The 20,733-nt window shown below is 72.7% G+C and carries 17 protein-coding genes; 9 read left to right on the plus strand and 8 right to left on the minus strand.

Annotated elements, in window-relative coordinates; all coding sequences use genetic code 11:
- Positions 1-18: 18 nt before the first annotated feature.
- Positions 19-2,100, plus strand: coding sequence for an FUSC family protein (locus IDM40_RS17665; RefSeq protein ID WP_193123174.1), 2,082 nt, complete (start codon positions 19-21; stop codon positions 2,098-2,100).
- 35 nt (positions 2,101-2,135) lie between these two features.
- Here IDM40_RS17665 and IDM40_RS17670 read toward each other — a convergent pair whose 3' ends face one another.
- Entirely contained in the window at positions 2,136-2,789 is a 654-nt protein-coding gene (locus IDM40_RS17670; RefSeq protein WP_193123119.1) for a cyclase family protein, read from the minus strand.
- 213 nt (positions 2,790-3,002) lie between these two features.
- Between IDM40_RS17670 and IDM40_RS17675 the strand changes: the two genes are divergently transcribed.
- The 6 genes from IDM40_RS17675 (at position 3,003) to IDM40_RS28850 (ending at position 12,375) form a co-directional block, all read left to right on the plus strand.
- A complete protein-coding gene (locus tag IDM40_RS17675) occupies positions 3,003-3,692 on the plus strand; it encodes a lysophospholipid acyltransferase family protein (protein ID WP_193123120.1) in 690 nt (229 codons plus the stop codon).
- Positions 3,693-3,984: 292 nt separating this feature from the next.
- Entirely contained in the window at positions 3,985-5,331 is a 1,347-nt protein-coding gene (locus tag IDM40_RS17680) for an FAD-dependent oxidoreductase (protein WP_193123175.1), read from the plus strand.
- Between the two features lie 406 nt (positions 5,332-5,737).
- Complete coding sequence (locus IDM40_RS28845; protein ID WP_328807047.1) at positions 5,738-10,678, plus strand: penicillin-binding transpeptidase domain-containing protein; 4,941 nt, start codon at positions 5,738-5,740, stop codon at positions 10,676-10,678.
- 355 nt (positions 10,679-11,033) lie between these two features.
- On the plus strand, positions 11,034-11,339 hold the full coding sequence (locus IDM40_RS17690) for a hypothetical protein (protein WP_193123121.1): 306 nt from the start codon (positions 11,034-11,036) through the stop codon (positions 11,337-11,339).
- Positions 11,340-11,410: 71 nt separating this feature from the next.
- Entirely contained in the window at positions 11,411-11,680 is a 270-nt protein-coding gene (locus tag IDM40_RS17695; RefSeq protein ID WP_193123122.1) for a hypothetical protein, read from the plus strand.
- Between the two features lie 68 nt (positions 11,681-11,748).
- Positions 11,749-12,375, plus strand: coding sequence for a CAP domain-containing protein (locus IDM40_RS28850; protein WP_328807048.1), 627 nt, complete (start codon positions 11,749-11,751; stop codon positions 12,373-12,375).
- 92 nt (positions 12,376-12,467) lie between these two features.
- Here IDM40_RS28850 and IDM40_RS17705 read toward each other — a convergent pair whose 3' ends face one another.
- From IDM40_RS17705 to IDM40_RS17730, 6 genes are all read right to left on the minus strand, one after another.
- Positions 12,468-12,791 (minus strand): DUF3040 domain-containing protein, encoded by a 324-nt coding sequence (locus IDM40_RS17705; protein ID WP_193123123.1) that lies wholly within the window; start codon positions 12,789-12,791, stop codon positions 12,468-12,470.
- A gap of 143 nt (positions 12,792-12,934) precedes the next feature.
- Positions 12,935-13,990, minus strand: a complete 1,056-nt coding sequence (locus IDM40_RS17710) for an ABC transporter ATP-binding protein (RefSeq protein ID WP_193123178.1) — start codon at positions 13,988-13,990, stop codon at positions 12,935-12,937.
- Positions 13,990-14,826, minus strand: coding sequence for an ABC transporter permease (locus IDM40_RS17715; RefSeq protein WP_193123124.1), 837 nt, complete (start codon positions 14,824-14,826; stop codon positions 13,990-13,992). The genes IDM40_RS17710 and IDM40_RS17715 overlap by 1 nt, the downstream gene beginning before the upstream one ends.
- A complete protein-coding gene (gene modA, locus IDM40_RS17720; protein WP_193123125.1) occupies positions 14,823-15,674 on the minus strand; it encodes a molybdate ABC transporter substrate-binding protein in 852 nt (283 codons plus the stop codon). The genes IDM40_RS17715 and modA overlap by 4 nt, the downstream gene beginning before the upstream one ends.
- The gene (locus IDM40_RS17725) at positions 15,667-16,068 is read right to left on the minus strand and encodes a TOBE domain-containing protein (protein WP_193123126.1); all 402 of its coding nucleotides are present in this window, start codon (positions 16,066-16,068) and stop codon (positions 15,667-15,669) included. The genes modA and IDM40_RS17725 overlap by 8 nt, the downstream gene beginning before the upstream one ends.
- Positions 16,069-16,268: 200 nt before the next feature.
- Positions 16,269-17,891 (minus strand): glycoside hydrolase family 10 protein, encoded by a 1,623-nt coding sequence (locus tag IDM40_RS17730; protein WP_193123127.1) that lies wholly within the window; start codon positions 17,889-17,891, stop codon positions 16,269-16,271.
- Positions 17,892-18,215: 324 nt separating this feature from the next.
- On the opposite strand from IDM40_RS17730, the gene IDM40_RS17735 reads away from it, so the two are divergent.
- Positions 18,216-19,499, plus strand: a complete 1,284-nt coding sequence (locus tag IDM40_RS17735; RefSeq protein WP_193123128.1) for an isochorismate synthase — start codon at positions 18,216-18,218, stop codon at positions 19,497-19,499.
- On the opposite strand, the gene IDM40_RS17740 is transcribed toward IDM40_RS17735, so the two are convergent.
- Positions 19,480-20,235: a MerR family transcriptional regulator gene (locus IDM40_RS17740; RefSeq protein ID WP_328807049.1), complete on the minus strand. Its 756-nt coding sequence runs from the start codon at positions 20,233-20,235 to the stop codon at positions 19,480-19,482. The two genes, IDM40_RS17735 and IDM40_RS17740, sit on opposite strands and share 20 nt — an antisense overlap.
- A 41-nt stretch (positions 20,236-20,276) precedes the next feature.
- On the opposite strand from IDM40_RS17740, the gene IDM40_RS17745 reads away from it, so the two are divergent.
- Positions 20,277-20,729: a DUF6194 family protein gene (locus IDM40_RS17745; RefSeq protein WP_328807050.1), complete on the plus strand. Its 453-nt coding sequence runs from the start codon at positions 20,277-20,279 to the stop codon at positions 20,727-20,729.
- Positions 20,730-20,733 lie beyond the last annotated feature (4 nt).

Consider the following 20,733-nt stretch of genomic DNA (forward strand, 5'->3'; position numbering starts at 1 on the left):
ACTGGAAACACCGGCCCCATGGACGTGGGGGGTTCCCGCGACGAGGGCCCCAGACGTGCGGCCGTGGCGGAGCGCCCCCGCCCCAAGGTCGATCTGAAGGCGTTGTTCGGCCTGGAGCCGGGCACCAGCTGGCAGTGGACCACCGCGGTGAAGGCCGCCGTGGCGATGATCGTCTCCTTCGGTGTGGTCGCCCTGTTCATCGAGCCCCGGATGGCCACGCTCGCGGCCCTGGGGTCGATGACGGTCCTGTACGAGAAGAAGACCCCCTACGCCTACCGGTCGGCGGCCCTGGCCCTGGTGGGTCTCGGGTTCGTGGCCGCGGTCGCGGTCGGGTCGCTCGCCTCGGCGCTGTCCCCCTGGGCCGCGGTCTTCTCCATCGGACTCACGGCGGGGGTCGCGACGTGGTTGTGCGCGGCCTGGCGGGTCGACAAGCCGGGGCCGATGTTCTTCGTACTGGTCGGAACGATCTCCACGATCGTCCCGGGCGGCCCGGCCGACGTCCCGATGCACGCGGGGCTGGCCGCGCTGGGTGCGGCCGTGGGCTGGTGCGTGTCGATGTCGGGCGCGCCGGTGCGGGCCCGCCACCCCGAGTACCAGGCGGTCTCCGGGGCGTTCCGCCAGCTCGCCAAGCTCCTGCGGGCGGTGGGCACCAAGGAGCTGGACCACGCCCAGCACAAGGCCTCGGTGGCCGTGGCCGACGCGTGGCGGATCGTGCTCCTGGCCCAGACCCGCGGGTACCGGGGCACCCCCGAGGCGGCCCGGCTGCGTTCACTGCTGCGGTGGGTCTCCGACATCCATCTGGCGACGACGCAGGTGTGCATGGCGCGCACCGAACGGTTGCCGGACGGTGCGGCCGACTTCGCCGACGAGATGGCCGCGTCCGTGGCCGATCCGGCTGCGGCCCCCGACCCCGACGAGCTGGATGAGCTGCGGCGGGGCCTGCGCCCGCGTTCCCTGGAGGGCCGGGTCTACGGTCTGCTGGCACGTGCGGCGGGGGCGGCACGGCGCACCCCCGACGAGGCCGAGGAGGAGGACGAGCGCGGCAGCCGCCTTCACGACGACCGGTACCCGGCGCTGTGGGGAGCACTGCGTTCCAGCCTGACGGGCCAGTCCTTGATCCTGCCGACCGCGCTGCGCATGTGGATCACCGTGACCGTGGCCGGTGCGCTGGGGCTGTGGATCGGGCTCGACCACTACTACTGGGTGGCGCTGACCACGACCGCGGTGCTGCAGGGCGGCAACGTGGTTCTGACACTGAACCGGTCGCTGCAGCGCTCGCTCGGCACCCTGCTCGGCGTTCTCATCGGTGCGCTCCTGCTCGCCCAGAACCTGCCGCTGGTGGCGGTCGTGGTGATCGCGGGCTGCTTCCAGGGGCTGACCCAGGCAGTGGTGGGCCGCAACTTCTTCTACGGGTCGGTCACGATGACCCCGATGGCGCTGCTGCTGGCCTACACCGCGGTGCCCTACCCCGTCGAGCAGCTCGCGCAGTCGCGCATCATCGACACCGTCGTGGGTTCGCTGGTCGGCATGGCCGGTGCGCTGATCCTGTGGCGGCGGGCCTCGGCGACGCGGCTCCCGCAGACGATCATCAAGGTGTTGGACACCGCACGCCGCTGCGTGGTGGAGGTGCTCGACCAGGACGTCCGCATCTCCGACGCCCGCCGCTACGAACTGCGGCGGGACATGCGGGCGGCGCTGGTGAGCCTGCGCGGTGTCTACGACAGCGCCGTGGGCGACGTACCGCGCGCCCGTTCGACCCGGCCGCTGTGGCCGGTGGTGGTGGCCACCCAGCGCACCGGGTACCTGGCGCTGTCGGCCCTGCAGTTGGAGAACCCCGAACCGGTCGGGACCATCACGCTGCAACGGGTCGACCTGGCCTTCAAGGAGCTGGTGTCGTCCCTGGACGAGCGGCGCACGCCCCGGATGGGTGCGATGCCGCGGCTGCCCGCCTACCCGCGCATCAACATGGAGTTGCGTGCGCTCTCCAGTGCCATGACCAGCGCCGTGGCCCAGGACGAGCGGGCCGCGCAGAAGGAGGCCGAGCGTCGGGCCCAACGCGAACGGCGCCGAGCCCAGAAGGACGTCGACGCCGACCTGTGAGGGAGGGCCCGCCCACATCGGGCGGGGCCTCCGGTTCAGCCGGTCACGGCGAAGGCGCGCACCGGGAAGGCGGCCATGCCCCGCACCTTGGCGGGTACGGCGTGGAAGCGGAACCCGTCGGAGGGCAGGAGCTCGAGCGCACGCAGGTGGCGCACGACCGGGATCCCGGCGGAGAGCAGCAGCCCGAGCGAGGGGCGGGCGCCCTCGGAGGCGGGCGCGGTGCGGTCCACCCCCACGGAGTCGATGCCCACGAGCGCGGCCCCGCCCTCGACCAGGAGCTTGGCCGCGGCCTCCTCCAGGTAGGGGTGGTCGGGGTCGGCGTAGGCGTCGGTGCGCCAGTGGCGGTCCCAGCCGGTGCGCAGCAGCACCGCGCGGTCGCGCACGTCGAGGTTCTCCACGAGGCGGGCGTCGATGGGGTGCCGGTCGGTGGCGTCGACGACGAGCCCGGGCAGGTCGGCGACGCGTTCGAGGTCGAGGTCGGCCAGATCGGCGCCGTCGCGGTAACGGTGGGCGGGCATCTCGACGTAGGTGCCGGTGGCCCCGACGAGGCTGACGCGGCCTCCGGTGTCACCGGTTCCGGGTGCGGACTCGGCACCTGAGCCGGCCTCCTCGACCGCGGGGGCCGGCAGCCCGGGGCTGGTGGTCATCCCGTCGGTGATCTGGTGGCTGACGTCGACGAGTGTGGGCATGGCTGGCTTCCCCGTTTCACGATCACCCTGTGGTCCGGCCATCACCCTACGGGGTGTGTCCTGTATCACGGGAGGGCTTCGCGACATCGATTCCGAGGACCTGTGGCCGTGGGTGCTGAGTGCTCGGCGATAAGCTCGGGGCTCGGCCGCCGGCGCCGCCCCGGCCGAACCCCACCCCCGTCAGCCCCACACAGAACGAGAAGGGTCGGCATCGTGTCACTGTACGGAGCGGCCAAGGTCGTCGTCGCCCCCCTGAGCAGGGTCGTGTGGCCCCAGCGCGTGGAGGGCGTGCACCACGTCCCCGCCGAGGGGCCGGTGATCCTGGCGTCCAACCATCTGGCGCTGATCGACCCGCTCTTCATCGGCACGGCCTGCCCCCGGCCGGTGCGTTTCATCGCCAAGCGGGAGCTGTTCGACGAGAGCACCCTGCCGCGCAAGGCGGTCTCGAAGGTCCTGCGCGCCCTCGGCCCGCTGTCGGTGGACCGCCGCCCCGGGCAGAGCGCCCAGGAGGCGATGGACGAGAGCGTGGAGGTCATCAACGGCGGCGAGGTGTTCGGGATCTTCCCGGAGGGCACCCGCTCCCCCGACGGCCGCCTGTACAGGGCGCAGACCGGCCTGGCGTGGCTGGCGCTGACGACGGGGGCGCCGGTGGTGCCGGTGGCGCTGTCCGGCACGGAACGGATCCTGCCGCCCGGGCGCAAGGTGCCCTCGTTCAACCGCGTCGGGGTGCGGTTCGGCGCCCCCGTGGACCTGTCACCATGGTCGGGGCAAGCCCACCGGGCCCGCCCCCGCCGGGAGGCCTCGGACGCGATCATGGCGGCCGTGGCCAAGCTGTCGGGCCAGGAACAGGTTCCGCGGTTCGCGGCTTCGGTGAAGGCGGAGCTCGAGCGCGGCCATGAGTGACTTTCCCCACAGCCACACGGGGGCTGAACGGCCGCCGACCGTGCGTTGACCCCTGGTTGAGGCCCTTTCCGATCGGACGCCGAAGGGCCTCGCGCCCGCTGTGAGCGGGTTTTCCGCGCCCGGACGGACTCGACCCCCTTCCGGGAGGACTCCGGCGCGGGAGCACAATTTCCTACCTTTATAGTGGGGTTTCCGGTGCGTGACACCGGATAGATTAGGCAAGCCTTACCTTTTGATGGCGTCCGACTCTGGCGCGAAGACTTGGAGCTGTGCGATGACGCGACCCCTGCGAGTGGGAATCGTTGGTGCGGGACCGGCCGGAATCTACGCGGCCGACCTGCTCACCAAGGACGAGACCCTGTCCGCGTGCGGCACGTCCGTCAGCATCGACATCCTCGACAAGCTGCCCTCGCCCTACGGCCTGGTCCGTTACGGCGTCGCACCCGACCACCCCCGGATCAAGCAGATCCAGGGGGCCCTGCACAAAATCCTCGACAAGCCCGAGGTCACCTTCTACGGAAACGTCGAGTACGGCGTCGACCTCAAGCTCGAGGACCTGCAGCACCACTACGACGCCGTCGTGTTCGCCACCGGCAGCGACCGGGACCGTCCGCTGGACGTCCCCGGCGTCGACCTGCCCGGCAGCCACGGTGCCTCCGAGTTCGTCTTCTGGTACGACTCCCACCCCGATGTGGCCCCCTCCTGGCACGTGGACGGGACCAGTGTCGCGGTGATCGGTGCCGGCAACGTCGCCGTCGATGTGGCTCGCATCCTGGCCAAGGACGCGGACGACCTGCTGCAGACCGACATCACCGACAACGTCTACGAGGGTCTGCGCGCCAAGCAGATCACCGACGTGCACGTGTTCGCGCGCCGTGGCATCGCCCAGTGCAAGGCCACACCGATGGAGCTGCGCGAGCTCGACAAGCAGCCCGGCGTCGAGGTCATCGTCTACCCCGAGGACTTCGACCTGGACGAGGACAGCGTGCAGGCCTGCGAGGAGTCCAACCAGGTCAAGACCAACGTCAAGATCCTGCAGAACTGGGCCATCCGCGACGAGCGCGGCGACGCCAAGCGCCTGCACCTGCACTTCCTGCACAGCCCGGTGGAGATCCTCGGCGAGGACCGCGTGACCGGGCTGCGCACCGAGCGCACCGAGCTGACCGGCGACGGCAACGTCAAGGGCACCGGCGAGTACATCGACACCGAGGTGCAGGCGGTCTACCGGGCCATCGGTTACCTCGGGTCCCCGCTGGCCGGGCTTCCCTTCGACGAGGCCCGCGGCGTGGTCCCCAACGACGCCGGCCGGGTCCTGGACCTGGACGAGAAGCCGGTCGAGGGCGTCTACGCGACCGGATGGATCAAGCGCGGCCCGGTCGGCCTGATCGGCCACACCAAGGGCGACGCCCTGGAGACGATCACCAACCTGGTCGGCGACCGCGAGTCCCTGACCCCGGCGGTGGAGCCGGAGCCGGAGGCCTTCCGGGACCTGCTGCGCGAGCGCGGCGTCGAGTTCACCACCTGGGAGGGCTGGCAGCGTATCGAGGCCCGCGAGGAGGAGCTCGGTGCCGAGCGCGGCCGCAAGCGGCTCAAGATGCTCACCCGCGAGGAGCTGAACGGGGCCGCCCGGCAGTCCTAGGGCACACGCCCCCGGAGCCGTCGCGCCCCTGCCCTCCGACCTGCCCTGACGGGCTTCCCGGCCGGTCCCGCACCCCTCTGCGGGACCGGCCTTTTTTGCCTCGGACCGGCCGTGACATAGTGCATGCCGCTCTCTTGGAGGTGCCGGAACAACGGGCGGCCGACATGGGTTAGAGTCACTGTTGGTCGGCGTGGTAGCAAGTGTCCCCCGGGCCTCAACTATTGCCTTCGCGGAATACCGCGTCCGGCCCCTCTTCCGGGAGGGTGACCGTACGGCCTGGAGCCCCGTTGTGCCCTGCGCCGAGAGGCGACCGCCACGCCGGCCATCAAACCCTGTGCCCCGCTCCCGCTCCTGTGGGAGCGGGGCATCGTGGTATCGAGGACCACTCAACGAAGGACGGTCAGGCGTGGACGAACGGTCCCCCCGGCAGCCGGATTCCTCCGGGCCGCCCGAGGATTCCGCAGACACGGGCGGCGCCCCCGAGGCGCGCCCGCAGAACCCGTACCGGATCCCTCAGCGGCCGCCGGAGAGCGCACGCGAGGAGACGGGCGGTTTCGGTTACGAGCGCCCCGAGAAGGAGGAGCCCGCCCGGGACGGGTGGGACAACCCCTTCCGCGGGGGTCCCTCCGGCGACGCAGAGGGCGATGCCGAGGACGGTTCCGACGCCGAGCTCCACACCCCCTGGGGTCCCCCCGTGCCCGGTGACGCACCTTCCGGGAGCGACGCAGGGTCCGGCGACGCCGACGACGCCTGGGACCCCGGAACGCCGTGGGGCGCACCCGTGCCGGGTGGGGGAGCCGGCAGCGCCGCCTTCGGCGGCGACGGTCACGCGCACGCGCGCGCGGCCGACGACGGGGACCGTGACGACGCCGGTGACGCCTGGGGCGAGAGTGCCTCGCGCAGCGAGAGCGACCCCACCGACCGTTCCTGGGGCGCCGGTTCCACGAGCGACGCATGGGGCACGGACGCCGCCGCAGGCAGCGCCTGGAACGCCGAGTCCCGCCGCGGCGCAGACGCCGACCGGGCGTGGGGTGCCGGTTCCGGGAACGACCCGTGGGGTGCGAGCGCCGCACACGGCGGAAGCGACGCCGGGAGCGCACACGATGGAGCCGAGGCGCACCACGACGCCGCGAACAGCGCAGGCGACCGTTCCTGGGGCACCGGTTCCTCCAACGACACGGGCAGCGCCGGCGGCGCGTGGAGCGCGCCTTCTGCGATCGGCCCGAGCGACCCGGGCGCGGAGGCTGCCGCGGGCAGTTCCTGGAACACCGACGCGGGTACCCCCGGTGAGACGTGGGGCGCAGGCGCCTCGCGCAGCGGAGATGAGACCCCCGACGCGTGGACGAACCGCCCCGAGCGCAGCTCCGGTGACGCCTGGGGCGAGGGTGCCTTCGGAGGGGCTGCTGTAGCCGGCGCGTGGGGCTCCGAGGACGGCCGCGGTTCCGACGCCGACCAGACGTGGGGCGCGGGTTCCTCGGATGACGTGTGGGGCGCGGGCGCCGCGCGTGGCGAGAGCACCACCGGAGCATCCGGTTCCGCGTGGGGTGACCGGGACGACGCCTGGGGCTCCACGCGTTCGGAGTACGGCGCGTGGACCGCCACGGCCGGCAAGGGTTCCGACGGGCCTCGCTCGGACGACGACTCCGACCCGGACAACGATGCCCGCGGTTCCGAGAGCAGCACGGGCCCGGACGCCGATGAGGCGCGCGACCCCTGGGGCACTGCGAGCGCAGGTGCTGCGGGCACCGACAGCGAGTGGAACGCGGACGACACGTGGGGCACGGGCGCCTCGCGTGGCACAGGTGATGACGACCGGGCACAGTACGACGCCCACGACAGCTGGGGCTCCGACGCCGATTCCGCGGGCGGCGCTTGGAGCGCGCCCGGAAGCAGCGCCTGGGGCGCGGGCGACCCGGACGCCAGTGCTGGTGCCGGCGCAGGTGCCGCCGCGGGCAGCGCCTGGGGCGCGGACGCCTCCCCCTACGGCTCCGACGCCGACCACGCATGGGGCACCAGTGCCGGACGCGCCGAAAGCTCCCTCGGAGACCACGACGACGCCTGGGGCACGAGCTCCGCATACAGCGAAGGCGACCCCGGCGCGGCCGGGGCCGACGCCACCTGGGGCAGCGACCGCGACGCCACACGCGACGCGCGGGGCTCCGACTCCGACCCCACGGGCGACCTCGATGATCGGGGCACCGGCATGGGCGGCTTCGGCGCAGGGGCTGCCGCAGGCAGCGGCTGGGGCACCGCAGACACCGGCGCCGCCGACGCGGGCAGCGAATGGCACCCCGACACCACCGGTTCCGGAGGGGACCGGGACGCCGACGAGGCACAGCACGAGTCCTACGCCAGTTGGGGCTCCGGCGCGCATTACTCCAGTGACGCCTGGGGCACGAGCGCCGCATACAGCGAAGGCGACCCCGGCGCGGCCGGGACCGACGCCACCTGGGGCAGCGACCGCGAGGCGCGGGGCTCCGACTCCGACCCCACGGGCGACCTCGATGATCGGGGCACCGGCATGGGCGGCTTCGGCGCAGGGGCTGCCGCAGGCAGCGGCTGGGGCACCGCAGACACCGGCGCCGCCGACGCGGGCAGCGAATGGCACCCCGACACCACCGGTTCCGGATGGGACCGGGACGCCGACCAGGCACAGCACGAGTCCTACGACAGTTGGGGCTCCGGCGCGCATTACTCCAGTGACGCCTGGGGCACGAGCTCCGCATACAGCGAAGGCGACCCCGGCGCGGCCGGGACCGACGCCACCTGGGGCAGCGACCGCGAGGCGCGGGGCTCCGACTCCGACCACACGGGCGACCCCGATGATCGGGGCACCGGCATGGGCGGCTTCGGTGCAGGGGCTGCCGCGGGCAGTGCCTGGGGCAGCGCAGACGCAGGTGCCGGTGACGCGGGCAGCGAATGGCACCCCGACACCACCGGTTCCACATGGGGCACGGGCTCCGGAGACAGCACCCGTGACGCCTGGGGCTCCCAGGAGGGGTCCCCGTACGGCGGCGCTGAAGGTTCGTGGGGCACCGACCCGGTGCACGGCGAACACGACGCGTGGAGCGCCGGCGCCGAACGTACCGAAGGCAGCACCGGGAACCAGGACGACGCCTGGGGCTCCGGCGGCTGGGGCACCGGCCACGACTCCCCCTACGGCTCCGACACCGACCACACGTGGGGCGGACACTCCGCGGGCGACCAGCACGACAGCGGTTACGCCTGGGGCACGAGCACCGCACACGGCGAGGGCCGCCCCGACGACCCGGACCGCGGCCGGAACGCCTCCGACGAGGACGGCGGGCACTGGGGCGCCGCCGCCTGGGGTCTGGGCGCAGCAGGCGCTGCGGGCGCCGCAGGGGCCGCCGCGGCCGGTGCCGCTGGATCCTGGGGCTCCCCCGGTTCCGACGACCACACGCACGACTCCTGGAGCGCGGGTTCCGACGGGTCCCCGTACGGCGGCGGCCCCTCCGAGGGCCACGACTGGGACGACCCCTACCGCGGCCAGCCCGCGTACCAGGGCGACACCCCCTACCCGGGCGGCCCGGCCCCGGCACAGCCCCCGGCCTCCGACGGTTACGAGTACCTGTACGGCGGCGGCCGCGGCGGCGGGAACGGCCACGACGGCTACGGTGCCGACCACGGCGCGGACGCGGGGCCGGAGCCCGAGGGCGAGGGCCGCAAGTCCCGCAAGGGCCTGATCATCGGCGCCTCCAGTGTGCTCGTGCTCGCCCTCATCGGCGGCGGCATCGGCTGGTACGTGTGGCAGCTGCCCGAGCCGGAGGAGGCCACGGCCGCCTTCGCCTCGAGCTGGGAGGCCCAGGACTACGAGGCCCTGGCCGAGACCACCATGGGCGACGACGCCGCGCAGATCCTCGGCGGCATCGACGCCGGACTGGGTGTGGACGCCATCGACGTCAACGTGGGCGAGCCGTCCGTGGACGGTGGCGAGGGCAGTGCCTCCTACGAGGTGACCGTCTCGCTGACCAACGCCGACGACTGGGGTTGGGAGGGCGAGCTCCCGCTCCTGCGCGAGGACGGCGAGTGGTGGATCGACTTCTCCCCCGAGGTCGCCTACCCCGGGCTGGGCGAGGGCCAGGTCCTGGCCCGCACCGCCGTGTGGGGCGAGCGCGGCCACATCCTCGCCGCCGACGGCACCCGGTTGGACGGACCCGACTCCTCCGGCTCGCTGCAGATGCTCGCGGGCTCGCTCGGTGAGGCCGACGAGGACGACGTCGAGCGTCTCGGCCCGGCCTACAGCGTCGGCGACACCATCGGTGTGGACGGCCTGCAGCGCACCTACGAGGAGCACCTGGCCGGCGAGGCCGCGACCACGATCGTGATGGCCGACGCCGAGGAGGCCCAGGCCGAGGGTTCGGTGGAGGCCACCGAGGACAACACCGTGGCGACGCTCGACGGCTCCGACGGCGAGGACATCACCACCAGCATCGACATGGACGTGCAGAACACCGCAGCGAACGCGATCATCGACGCCGACGACCCCGCGGGTCTGGTGGCGATGCGCCCGTCCACGGGTGAGGTGCTCGCGGCCGTGAACGTTCCCGGCGGGTTCAACCGCGCCTTCGAGGGCCAGTACCCGCCCGGTTCGGCGTTCAAGATCGTCAGCTACAGTGCGCTGCTCGACAACGGCATGTCCACGGACGAGACGATGGACTGCCCCGAGGAGTACGAGCTGGGCGGGTGGCCGTTCCGCAACGCGAACGAGGCCGAGTACGGATCGCAGTCGGTGACCGAGGCGTTCGCGACCTCCTGCAACACCGCGCTCGTCGCGGAGCTGGGCGACCGGCTCAACGGCGAGCAGCTGCAGGCCAGCGCCGAGCAGTTCGGGATGAACCAGCCGCTGGACGTCGGTGTGACCAGCCACGAGCCGGTCTTCCCGGCGGTGGACAGCGCGACAATGCTGGGCTCGCAGGGCATCGGCCAGGGCCAGATCCTGACCTCGCCGCTGCACATGGCCACCCTGCCGTCCGCGATCGCCGACGGTTCATGGCGCCACCCGGTGCTGGTGAACGAGCCGGAGGTCGAGGACCTGCCGGAGCCGCGTCCCATCGCCAACGCCGAGGCGATCAGGCCGATGATGCGCGCGGTGATCACCGACGGCACCGCCGAGGACATCGACTTCGAGGGCGAGGTCTTCGGCAAGACGGGCACGGCCGAGTACGGCACCGCCGAGGACGCCGACGACGATGACGAGCTGCCCAGCCACGCGTGGATGGTCGGTTACAAGGGCGATGTCGCTTTCGCCCTGGTCGTCGACGGCGGTGGCGGCGGCTCGTCGGTGGCCGGCCCGCTGGCCGCCGACTTCACCAACGGCCTGCCCTAACGCACCATCTCCGGAGCCAAGGGCCCGTACCGGGAGCAGTGCGACTCTCCCGGTGCGGGCCTTCGTCGTGGGGTGCCGGCGGCAATCGCCAAGCCAACCCCATAAGCGACAAAATCGGACGGAAGGCGCAGCCCCCACTACTGCCAAGGCAGCCCGCGTTCAAGTGCCCCCCAGGCCAACCCGGGTAAAGGTCCAACACAGGGAACCTAATTTTACTTTAAGTTATTTATTCGCTACGGAGCGTTATAGCCCGTGGTCGAGGGGCATGACAGGGGTGGCTTCGGACAGGCCCTTCGCCCCGAGCGAGCCGGGTCGGCCGAACCGGAAGAGCGTATCCGTGTCGAGAGGACACTTGATGAACCGCAAGACCCTGACCCGCATCGCTTTCGCGGCCGTTGCAGCCCCTGCCCTGGCCCTCGGCGGCCCGGCCGTGGCGATGGCGGACAGCTTCTACGGCTCCGGCGGCCAGCACGCCGGTCCGACCGGCGCCACCCAGTGGGGCACCGGTTCCGCCGTCGTGAGCCCCGACTTCCACCACAAGGGTGACAAGGTCGAGCAGGGCCACGGCCACCACCACGGCGGCAGCGTCTACGTGGACGGCTACGAGTACGCCGGCCCGTGGGGCGCCGGCCAGGGCGGAACCATCAGCGGTACCCGCTAGGACACTCCGGAATCAGGCGCGGTGGTGCATGCACCACCGCGCCTGATCGTTTTCCACACCCGTTTCCTGACATGCACCGAGAAGAGGAACAGATGGGGCACGAACGCCGGGTCCTTGCGGTGGCCGTGATCACCGCCGGGCTCACCCTGGGGGCTCCCGCCCTCGCCCTGGCCGAGTCGCACTTCACCGGCAGCGACGCACAGGCCGGGCCGGACGGGGCTTCGCTCTCCTACGTCCAGAGCGTCGTGGACGACGAGGGCAACGTCTCCTACGAGCGCGTCACCCTGCACGCCGGGCCGGACGGGGCCTGGAAGGAGACCACCGCGAGCAGCACCGGCTGACCCTCCACCGCACCCCGGGGTGGCCAGGCCGGCCCGGCCGGTCCCCCATTGCCGACGAAAGAGGCGACGTGAAACTCACTCACTCCATCCGCCGCTGGTCACTGGCCGTGGGTGCGGTGGCGCTGTCCTGCGCCGCCGCCACCGGCGCCGCCCACCCCGCAGACCCCTTCGGACACCACCACGGCGGGCCGCAGGGTCCGCCGTCCGCACCGGCCGGACCGACCGGGCCCACGGGACCGTCCGGGCCGACCGCCGGCCCGCCTTCCGGGCCTGACGCGGACGCACCGGGGATGCCCGACCGGCAGCAGGTCGAGTACTGGGAGGAGGCCGAGGAGGAGCTCCTCTCCCTCATCAACGACGCACGCACGGCCTCGGGCTGCGAGATCCTCACCGAAGACGAGCAGCTCACGCAGGCCGCGCGCGACAACAGCGCGGAACAGGCCGGTCTCGGTTCCACCGGACGGTCCGGGTTCGAGCTGGGCGGGCCGGCATCGGGCCTGGACGGCCACGAGGGCCGCACCGCGCACTTCTCCGCCTCCGGACCGGAGGACGCCCAGGCCGCGATGGACTCCTGGGACAGCGGCCGCGGGGGCAGCGACTCCCTCGTGGACTGCGACTTCACGACCGTCGGCGTCGGTGTGGTCGATGACGGCGACGGCCCCCACTGGACCGTGGTCCTGGGCGAGGACGGCTGACCCCGCTCCACCCGTCGACATGGAAGGGCCGTCCGGCGCAGCGCCGGACGGCCCTCGTGCGTCCCCCCGGCCGATGCGGCCGGAGCGGTCGGTCAGGATCCAGGTGCCTCCACCGTCTCACCGGCGGGGTCGTCGGCGGGCAGGCTCTCGCCCGTGCCCGGAACACTCTCGCCGGACGGTTCGGGCTGTGGGGTCCCCGGTGTGAGCAGGAACAGCAGGACCAGCAGGCCGGCGGTCACCGCGGCGATGACCGCGCACGCCGCCCAGGGTTTCCAGCTCCCCAGGTCGGGGTCGGCCGGTGCGTCCGGGTCCTCGGCCGCGAAAGTGTCGAGTCGGTCCGCGAGATCGGGCGCCTCTTCGTCCAGCTTGCGTTCGATCTCCGCGAGGATACGCCGTTCATGTTCTCTCAGGGACATGGCACCCTCCTCCGCCGTTGGGGGACTCACCGCCGTCTCCGGGTGCCTACAGTCTCCCCAGGCCGCGCCGCGAATATCCCGTTAAGGGCAGCTTTTCCCCGGCCCCGTTCGCCAAACTCGCGCCGCGCCCCGGAGCGCCCCGTTCAGGCGCCGTAGGACTCCACCTCGGCGGCCTTCACACCCGCCCAGACCGTCTGTCCGCGCACCAGGCCGAGTTCGGCCACGGCGGCGGGGCTGACGTCGGCGGCCAGGTCGGGCGGGCCGGCCAGGTGCACGCGGACCTGGTCGCCGAAGCGCTCCACCCCGTCCACACGCACCCGCCAGACGTTGCGGGGACTGCCGTGCGGGGGTTCGGAGTACAGCGCGACGGCCCGGGGCGGGAAGGCGACCAGGGCGGGACCCTCGGCGGGCGCGGGCAGGCGCACCTCCACCGTTTCCTCCTCCCCCAGCGTGTCCAGGGTGACCGTGGTCCCCTCGGCGGTGCCGCGGAAGAGGTTGAGCCCCACGAGCCGGGCCACGTACGCGGTGCGGGGCCGGCGGGCGACCTCGGTGGGGGTGCCCTGCTGCACGACGCGGCCGCCCTCGACCACCGCGATCCGGTCGGCGAGCACCATGGCGTCGAGCGGGTCGTGGGTGACCAGGACCGTGGCGCCCTCGAACCCCTCCAACCAGTGCCGCAGGCGCGCCCGCACCTCCACCCGGGTGCTGGCGTCCAGGGCGGCCATGGGTTCGTCGAGCAGCAGCAGGCGCGGTCGCACGGCCAGCGCCCGGGCCAGGGCCACACGTTGGGCCTGGCCGCCGGAGAGGCGTCCGGGGCGGGCACCGGCGTGTTCGGCCAGGCCCAGGTGCTCGAGCAGCCCCGCGGCCCGCTCGCGCGCCTCGGCCCGGCCGGCGCCCTGGCACCGGGGCCCGAAGGCGACGTTGTCGAGGGCGCTCATGTGCGGGAACAGCAGGTAGTCCTGGAAGACCATGCCGATGGGGCGCTGCTCCACCGGGGTGGTGGTCTCGTCGCGCCCGTCCACGCGCACGTGTCCGTCCTCCAGGGGCACCAGGCCGGCCAGGGCACGCAGGGCGGTGGATTTTCCGGCGCCGTTGGGGCCGAGCAGGGCGAGGATCTCACCGCGTTCGGCGCCGAGGGCGGCGTCGAGCGCGAACGTGCCGCGGCTCAGCCGCAGTTGTGCGTCGAGGAAGCTGCCCATCAGGCGTTCACCCACCTCTCGCGCAGGGTGACCAGGACGGCCAGGGAGACCAGGAGCAGGACGAGGCTGAGCACGACGGCGGCCTCCGGGTCGCGTTGCATGGCCATGTAGACGGCCAGGGGCATGGTCTGTGTTGTCCCGGGGAAGTTGCCGGCGAAGGTGATGGTCGCACCGAACTCCCCGAGTGCGCGGGCCCAGCAGAGCACGGCCCCGGCCGCGATTCCGGGCAGCACCATGGGCAGGGTGACCCGGGTGAAGACGGTGGTTCGGCTCGCGCCGAGGGTGGCCGCGGCCTCCTCGTAGCGCCGGTCGGCCCCGCGCAGGGACCCTTCGACGCTGATGACCAGGAACGGCATCGCCACGAAGACCTGCGCCATGACCACGGCTGCGGTGGTGAAGGGGATGGTGATCCCGAACCAGGTGTCCAGATGGGTGCCGAGGATGCCGTTGCGGCCGAGGACCAGCAGCAGGGCCACACCGCCGACGACGGGCGGGATGACCAGGGGCACCGTCACCAGAGCGCGCACCAGGCGGCGGCCGGGGAACTCGGTGCGGGCCAGCAGCCAGGCGAGCGGAACCCCGAGCAGCAGGGAGACCACGGTGGCCGCGGTGGCGGTGGTCAGCGAGAGCCAGAGCGCGCTGAGCACCTCGGGGTCGCGCAGGCGCTCGCCCATGTCGGGCCAGGGGGCGCTGACGAGCAGTCCGGCGAAGGGCAGGACCAGGAAGGCGACGGCGGCCAGGGCCGGTACGACGAGGATCCAGGGCGGCCGCCCCGAGCGGGCGCGCAGTCGGCGCCGTCCCGGGGCGGCCGGTGTGGCAGGGGAAGCGGTGGTCACGGGGTGCCGAACCCTGCCGCGTCGAGTTCGGCGGCGCCGTCCTCACCGAGCACGTGCTCGATCCAGGCCTCGCCGGCCTCGGGGTTCTGCGCGCCGGAGAGCAGGCCGATCGGGTAGTCGTTGACGGCCTCCTCGGCCTCGGGGAAGTCGATGCCCTCGACGCGGTCCTCCGCGGAGACCACGTCGGTGGTGTAGACGAGGCCTGCGTCGACCTCGCCGAGCTCGACCTTGGTAAGGACGGCGCGTACGTCCTCCTCGTAGGTGACGGGGGTGATGTCGGTGCCGGCGGCCTCCATGGCCTCGGCGGTGGCGGCGCCGCAGGGGACCTCGTCGGCGCAGAAGGCGACGTCGGTGCCGTCCTCGGCGAGGTCGTCGAAGGTCTCGATCCCGGCGGGGTTGTCCGGCGGTACGGCGATCTGCAGGGTGTTGGTCGCGAAGAGCGCGCCGTCCTCGCCGTGTTCCCCGGCCCAGTCGGGGTCCAGGCCGAGGTCGTCGGTGACCTGGCCCATGGTGGCGGTGTCGGCGGCGGCGAAGACGTCGGCGGGGGCGCCGGAGTTGATCTGCACGGCGAGTTCGCTGCTGCCGGCGAAGTTGAGCACGACGTCGACGTCGGGGTGTTCGGCCTCGAAGTCGGCGGCCAGGTCCTCGAAGACGTCGGTCAGGGAGGCGGCGGCGAAGACGTCGAGCTCGCCGGAGAGCTCCCCGGCGTCCTGGCCCTGGCCGTCCTCGTCGGACTCTCCCCCGCCGCAGGCGGTGGCGGCGAGGGTGAGGCAGGTGGCGGCGGCGATCAGGCTCAGGGCCGGGGTGTCCCGCCGTGGGATGCGGGAGCTGGGGGGCGTCTCAGGCATGGCGGTCTCCGGTGGTCTCGATCACGACGTTGGTGGACTTGACGACGGCGGTGGCGGTGCTGCCGACCTCCAGGCCGAGTTCGTCGGCGGCCTCGCGGCTCATGAGGGACACGACGCGGTGGGGCCCGGCCTGGATCTCCACGGAGGCCATGACACGGTCGCGGACCACGTGGGTGACCAGGCCGCGGAAGCGGTTGCGGGCCGAGGAGGTGCGCCGCGCGGGGTCCTCGTGGTCGCCCGAGCTCATGAACGCGGCGAGGTCGGCGCCCTCGAGCACGCGGTGCCCGCTCCCGCCCCGGTCGGCGGGCAGGCGCCCGGAGTCGACCCAGCGGCGGACGGTGTCGGCGCTGACGCCGAGGAGGTCGGCGGCCTCACTGATCCGGAATGTCGGCATGGGGTTCACCTTATATGCCGCACATACGAGCCCTGAAGACGGATTCCTACAGCAAGTGCGGCATCTCGGGCGCTGATCCCTGGCAGATACGACCAAGCCCGGCCCCGGGCCCGGTCGCCGGCCCGCGCACGACGGAGGGGCCGCACCCGGTGACGGGTACGGCCCCTCCTGCTGGGCCACGGGGACCTGGGTCCCGGTCGTCAGCCGCGCACGTCCACGACCTCGCCGACCGGGCCCTCGGCCCGGTAGTCGTCGAGCGCGGTGACCACGTAACCGGCGGTCTCGTCGTCGGCACCGCCGTCGGCCAGCTCGGTCTTCCCGGTGACCTCGACCAGGTTCTCCGGGGTGAGGGCGGCGCACTGTTCCTCGGGGTCACCGCCGGCCGCGGCCTCGACGGCCTCCTCGGTCAGGCGGTAGACGGCGTAGAAGCGGGCGTCCTCGTCCTCGTCCCAGGTCACCTGGGCGGTGCCGTCCTCGACGGTGGCGTCCAGCCCCTGGACGGCACCGACCTGCGGTTCGTCCTGGCCGGAGTCCACCTGCGGGGGCAGCGCCGGCTGGGCGTAGTGCGAGTCCAGGAGCTCGCCGACGGCGGCCTCGTTCTCGCGCAGGTTCTTGATGGAGAAGTAGATGTCGCCGCCGACCTGCTCGTTCTCGGACGAGTAGTCGAGCTGGGAGCTCAGGGCGTCGTCCTCGCTCCAGTCGTCGCTGCCCAGGCGGTAGGCGCCCTGGCCGATGTAGAGCTCGACGTCGGTGCCCTCGACCTCGTTCGCCCACCAGTCGGTCATCTGCTCGTAGTCGGCCGTCTCGAAGCCCCGCTCCCAGTACAGCTGCGGGGCGACGTAGTCGACGGTTCCCTCCTCGATCCAGGTCCGGGTGTCGGCGAACTGGTCGTCGTAGGACTGCAGGCCCGCGCTGGGCGATCCGGTGTCGTCGGTGGAGTCGTTGCGCCAGATACCGAACGGGGAAACGCCGAAGCTCACCCAGGGCTTGGTCTCCTGGATCTGCCCGTGCACGTCGCGCATGAGCTGGTCGACATTGTCGCGCCGCCAGTCCTCACGCTGGTCGAAGTCGCCGCCGTGGGCCTCCCACATGGCGTCGTCGTCGAACTCCTCGCCCTCGACCGGGTAGGGGTAGAAGAAGTCGTCGAAGTGCATGCCGTCGACGTCGTAGCGCTCGACGACGTCCATGATCACGCCGGTGACCCACTCGCGGACCTCGGGGTTGCCGGGGTCGACGTAGGCCTCGTTGCCGTGTTCGACGAGCCACTCGGGGTTCTGGCTGACCGGGTGGTCGTCGGTGAGGTCCTCCAGGTCCGGCTCGAGGTGGCCGATCCGGTAGGGGTTGAACCAGGCGTGCATCTCCAGGCCGCGCTCATGCGCCTGCTCGACGGCGTACTCGAGCGGGTCGTAGCCGGGGTCCCCGCCCTGTTCACCGGTGAGGTAGCGCGCCCACGGCTCCATGTCGGAGTCGTAGACGGCGTCGGCGGTGGGGCGCGCGTGCAGGAACACGGAGTTGAGGTTCATGTCGACGGCGTCGTCGAGCCACGCGTCGAGCTCGTCCTTCTGTTCCTGCTCGGACAGTCCGGGCTCGGAGGGCCAGTCGATGTTGCGCACGGTGGTCAGCCAGGCGCCGCGCATGTCGCGCTTGTCCTGCCCGGCCTCGCACGCCACGGAGGGGGCCGCCTGGTCGCCGGAGGTGTCCTGCGGGTCGTCGTCCCGGCCGACGGAGCAGCCCGAGAGCAGCACGGTGGTGGCGGCTGCAGCCGCACCCCACCACGTCACGGCGCGCGGCGGGGTCTTGGACGACCGTGCCACAGAACCCATTGATCAGTCTCCTCCGAGAGGTGGTCTCGCATGCCGCCGTCCCCCTGGCGCCACGCCGCGACCAAGAGTAGGACAAGATGTCAAGATTCCGTATCGATCCAGGTTTAATGTGGACAACGTCGCACGGCGACGGCATCGGGAATCTTTGCGCATGACACACAATCCGCGCAACCACAGGGGTTCTGGGTACCTGTATCCCCGCCGGGGGTCAACCGGACCTCTCCCACGGTTCAGCACGGACGCGCGCCCGACGGGGACCGCGGCACCTCGGGCCCCGGCCGAACCGGACACACCCTCCCGAACGACGTCCTAGACTCGGATGCCGTGAACTCCGCCCTGACCCCACCCGAGCTCGCCGTCCGCACCGTCGAACTGCGCGGCCGCGCCGAGAGCCTGGTGAACCACCTGCCCGCCGGGGCACCCCTGGCCTGGCTCTCCGGGGAGGACGGCCTCGTGGGCTGGGGCGAGGCGGTACGCCTGGACCTGGGGCCCCGCCCGGAGGGCACCTCCCCCACCGACACCGCACGCTTCTCCGACGCTGCCCGCTGGATCGAGGGTCTGGTCGCCGGTGCCGACGTCCGGGACGAGGTCGGCCTGCCCGGGACCGGACCGGTCGCCTTCGGGACCTTCACCTTCGCCCCGACCTCGCCCGGGACGGCGCTGGTGGTCCCGCGGGTGCTCGTGGGCCGCAAGGACGGGCGCACCTGGCTGACCACGGTCACGGACACCCCGGGAACCCACCCGCCCGAGCTCGTCCACAGCCGCTCCCCCGCCCGCCCCATCGGGCCGGTCACCTGGCGGGACGGCTCACTGACCCCGGAGCAGTGGAAGGGCGCGGTCGCGCACACCGTCTCCCGCATCCGCGACGGCCGGCTGGACAAGGCGGTCCTGGCCCGCGACGCCGTCGCCGCCACCGACGGGCCCATCGACGTCCGGGTGCTCCTGGAACGGCTGCGCCTGCGCTTCCCGAGCTGCTTCACCTTCTCCGTGGACGGCATGGTCGGGGCCACCCCCGAGCTCCTGCTGCGCCGGGAGGGCGACCGCCTGACCTCGCTGGTGCTGGCCGGGACACGTCCGCGCGGCGACGACGAGGAGGCCGACCGGGCGCTGGGCGAGGACCTCATGGCCTCGGCCAAGGACGACCGCGAGCACCACCTGGCCGTGGAGTCGCTGCGCACCGCGCTGGGCCCGCTGGCCGAGGAGCTCGACGTGCCCGGTACCCCGCACCTGCTGCGGCTGGCCAACGTCCAGCACCTGGCCACGCCCGTGCGCGCCCGGCTCGCCGACGGGGTCTCGGCCCTGGACGCCGTGGCCGCCCTGCACCCCACGGCCGCCGTGGGGGGCACACCGACGGAGACCGCGATGCGCCTGATCGCCGAGGTCGAGGGGATGGACCGCGGCGGTTACGCCGGCCCGGTCGGCTGGGTCGACGGCGCGGGCAACGCCGAGTGGGGCATCGCGCTGCGCTGCGCACGGGTGGAGGGGCGCAACGCACGCCTGTACGCCGGGGGCGGGATCGTCGCCGGTTCCGACCCGGACTCCGAGCTGGCCGAGACCGAGTCGAAGTTCCGTGTCATGCGTGAGGCGCTCACCGAACCGCCCGCGTGAGGCCGGCGAGTTCCGCGCCCGCCCGCAACAGCGCCGACATCCTCCGTGCGATCGAACCGACCCGTTCGTCCAACGCGACGAGCGGGCCCTCCGTGTCGAGGCGGTCCCCCGACCGGTACAGCCCCCGGAGGGCGGCCATCGTGTCCCGCACCTCGGGGACGCGGTAGCCGGCCGCTCTGAGCGCGGCGGTGATCCTGGCCTCCCGTATCGCCGCGAGCGGGTAGCGCCGGGCCGCGCCCGCACGGCCTTCGACCCGCTCGGGCACGACGAGCCCCTCCTTCTCCCAGAAGCGCAGGGTCGAGGTCCGCACACCGATCGCCCCGGCGAGCTCGGTGATCGTCATGGTGTCCTCGTTGCTCGGGGCGGGGTCGGCGAAGGACTCCTCCCGGATCGCCAGCAGGGCCGCCCGTGCGTCCAGTGCCTCCTGCCGCTCCCGGACCAGGCCGACGTGCAGGGAGCTGAGCAGCGCCAACGCCTCCTCCCCCGGCAGGGTGCGCACGTCGCGCAGCGCGCTGCGGGCACGGACGGGTCCGACCGCGAGGGCCAGGTCGCGGTAGGCGCGCAGCACACGCACGTGGTCCCGGGTGAACACGCGGTAGCCGTTGGCCGCGCGGCTCGCGGGCGGCAGGGTTCCGAGGGCCTCGAGGTCGCGGACCTGCTGCACGGAGTACCCGGCGGCCGCAGCGACCGCGGACGTCGTCAGGCCTGCGCCGGGGCGGGGATCCGTGGGAGGCACCGGTCAACCCTCCATTAGCACTTCAACCGCACACTTCAATCATGAGTATGCAGCAATTCCTCGACACGGTCCGTTCCTTCGACAGTGTCCTCGAACTCGCCCCGACCGAGGGCAGCGGGTTCCCGGAGATCGCGTGGGGTGACCACTTCTTCTACTACGCACCCGACGGGAAGGTCCCGAACGGCCAGCCGTACGCCACGTTCGTGACCAAGGACTACCCCGGTGACACGGGGTCCGGGTTGGACGCGCCGGGCCGGTGGCGCATCAACGTCCACGTCGGCAAGAAGGCCTTCGCAGAGCTGGTCACCGACCCCGAGCAGGGCGGCGGGCACGACTTCGGTGCGGCGGACGTGCTCCTGCCCCACCCCCTCTACGCCGACCAGGGCTGGATCGCGGTGGTCGACCCGGGGCCGGGGACCACCCCGATGCTGCTCGAGCTGGTGCGCCGGGCCCACGACGCGGCGCGGGAGCGGGCCCGGCGCAGGACCGGCTGAGCCC

Source organism: Nocardiopsis coralli (genome assembly GCF_014892575.1).
Classification (GTDB): domain Bacteria; phylum Actinomycetota; class Actinomycetes; order Streptosporangiales; family Streptosporangiaceae; genus Nocardiopsis; species Nocardiopsis coralli.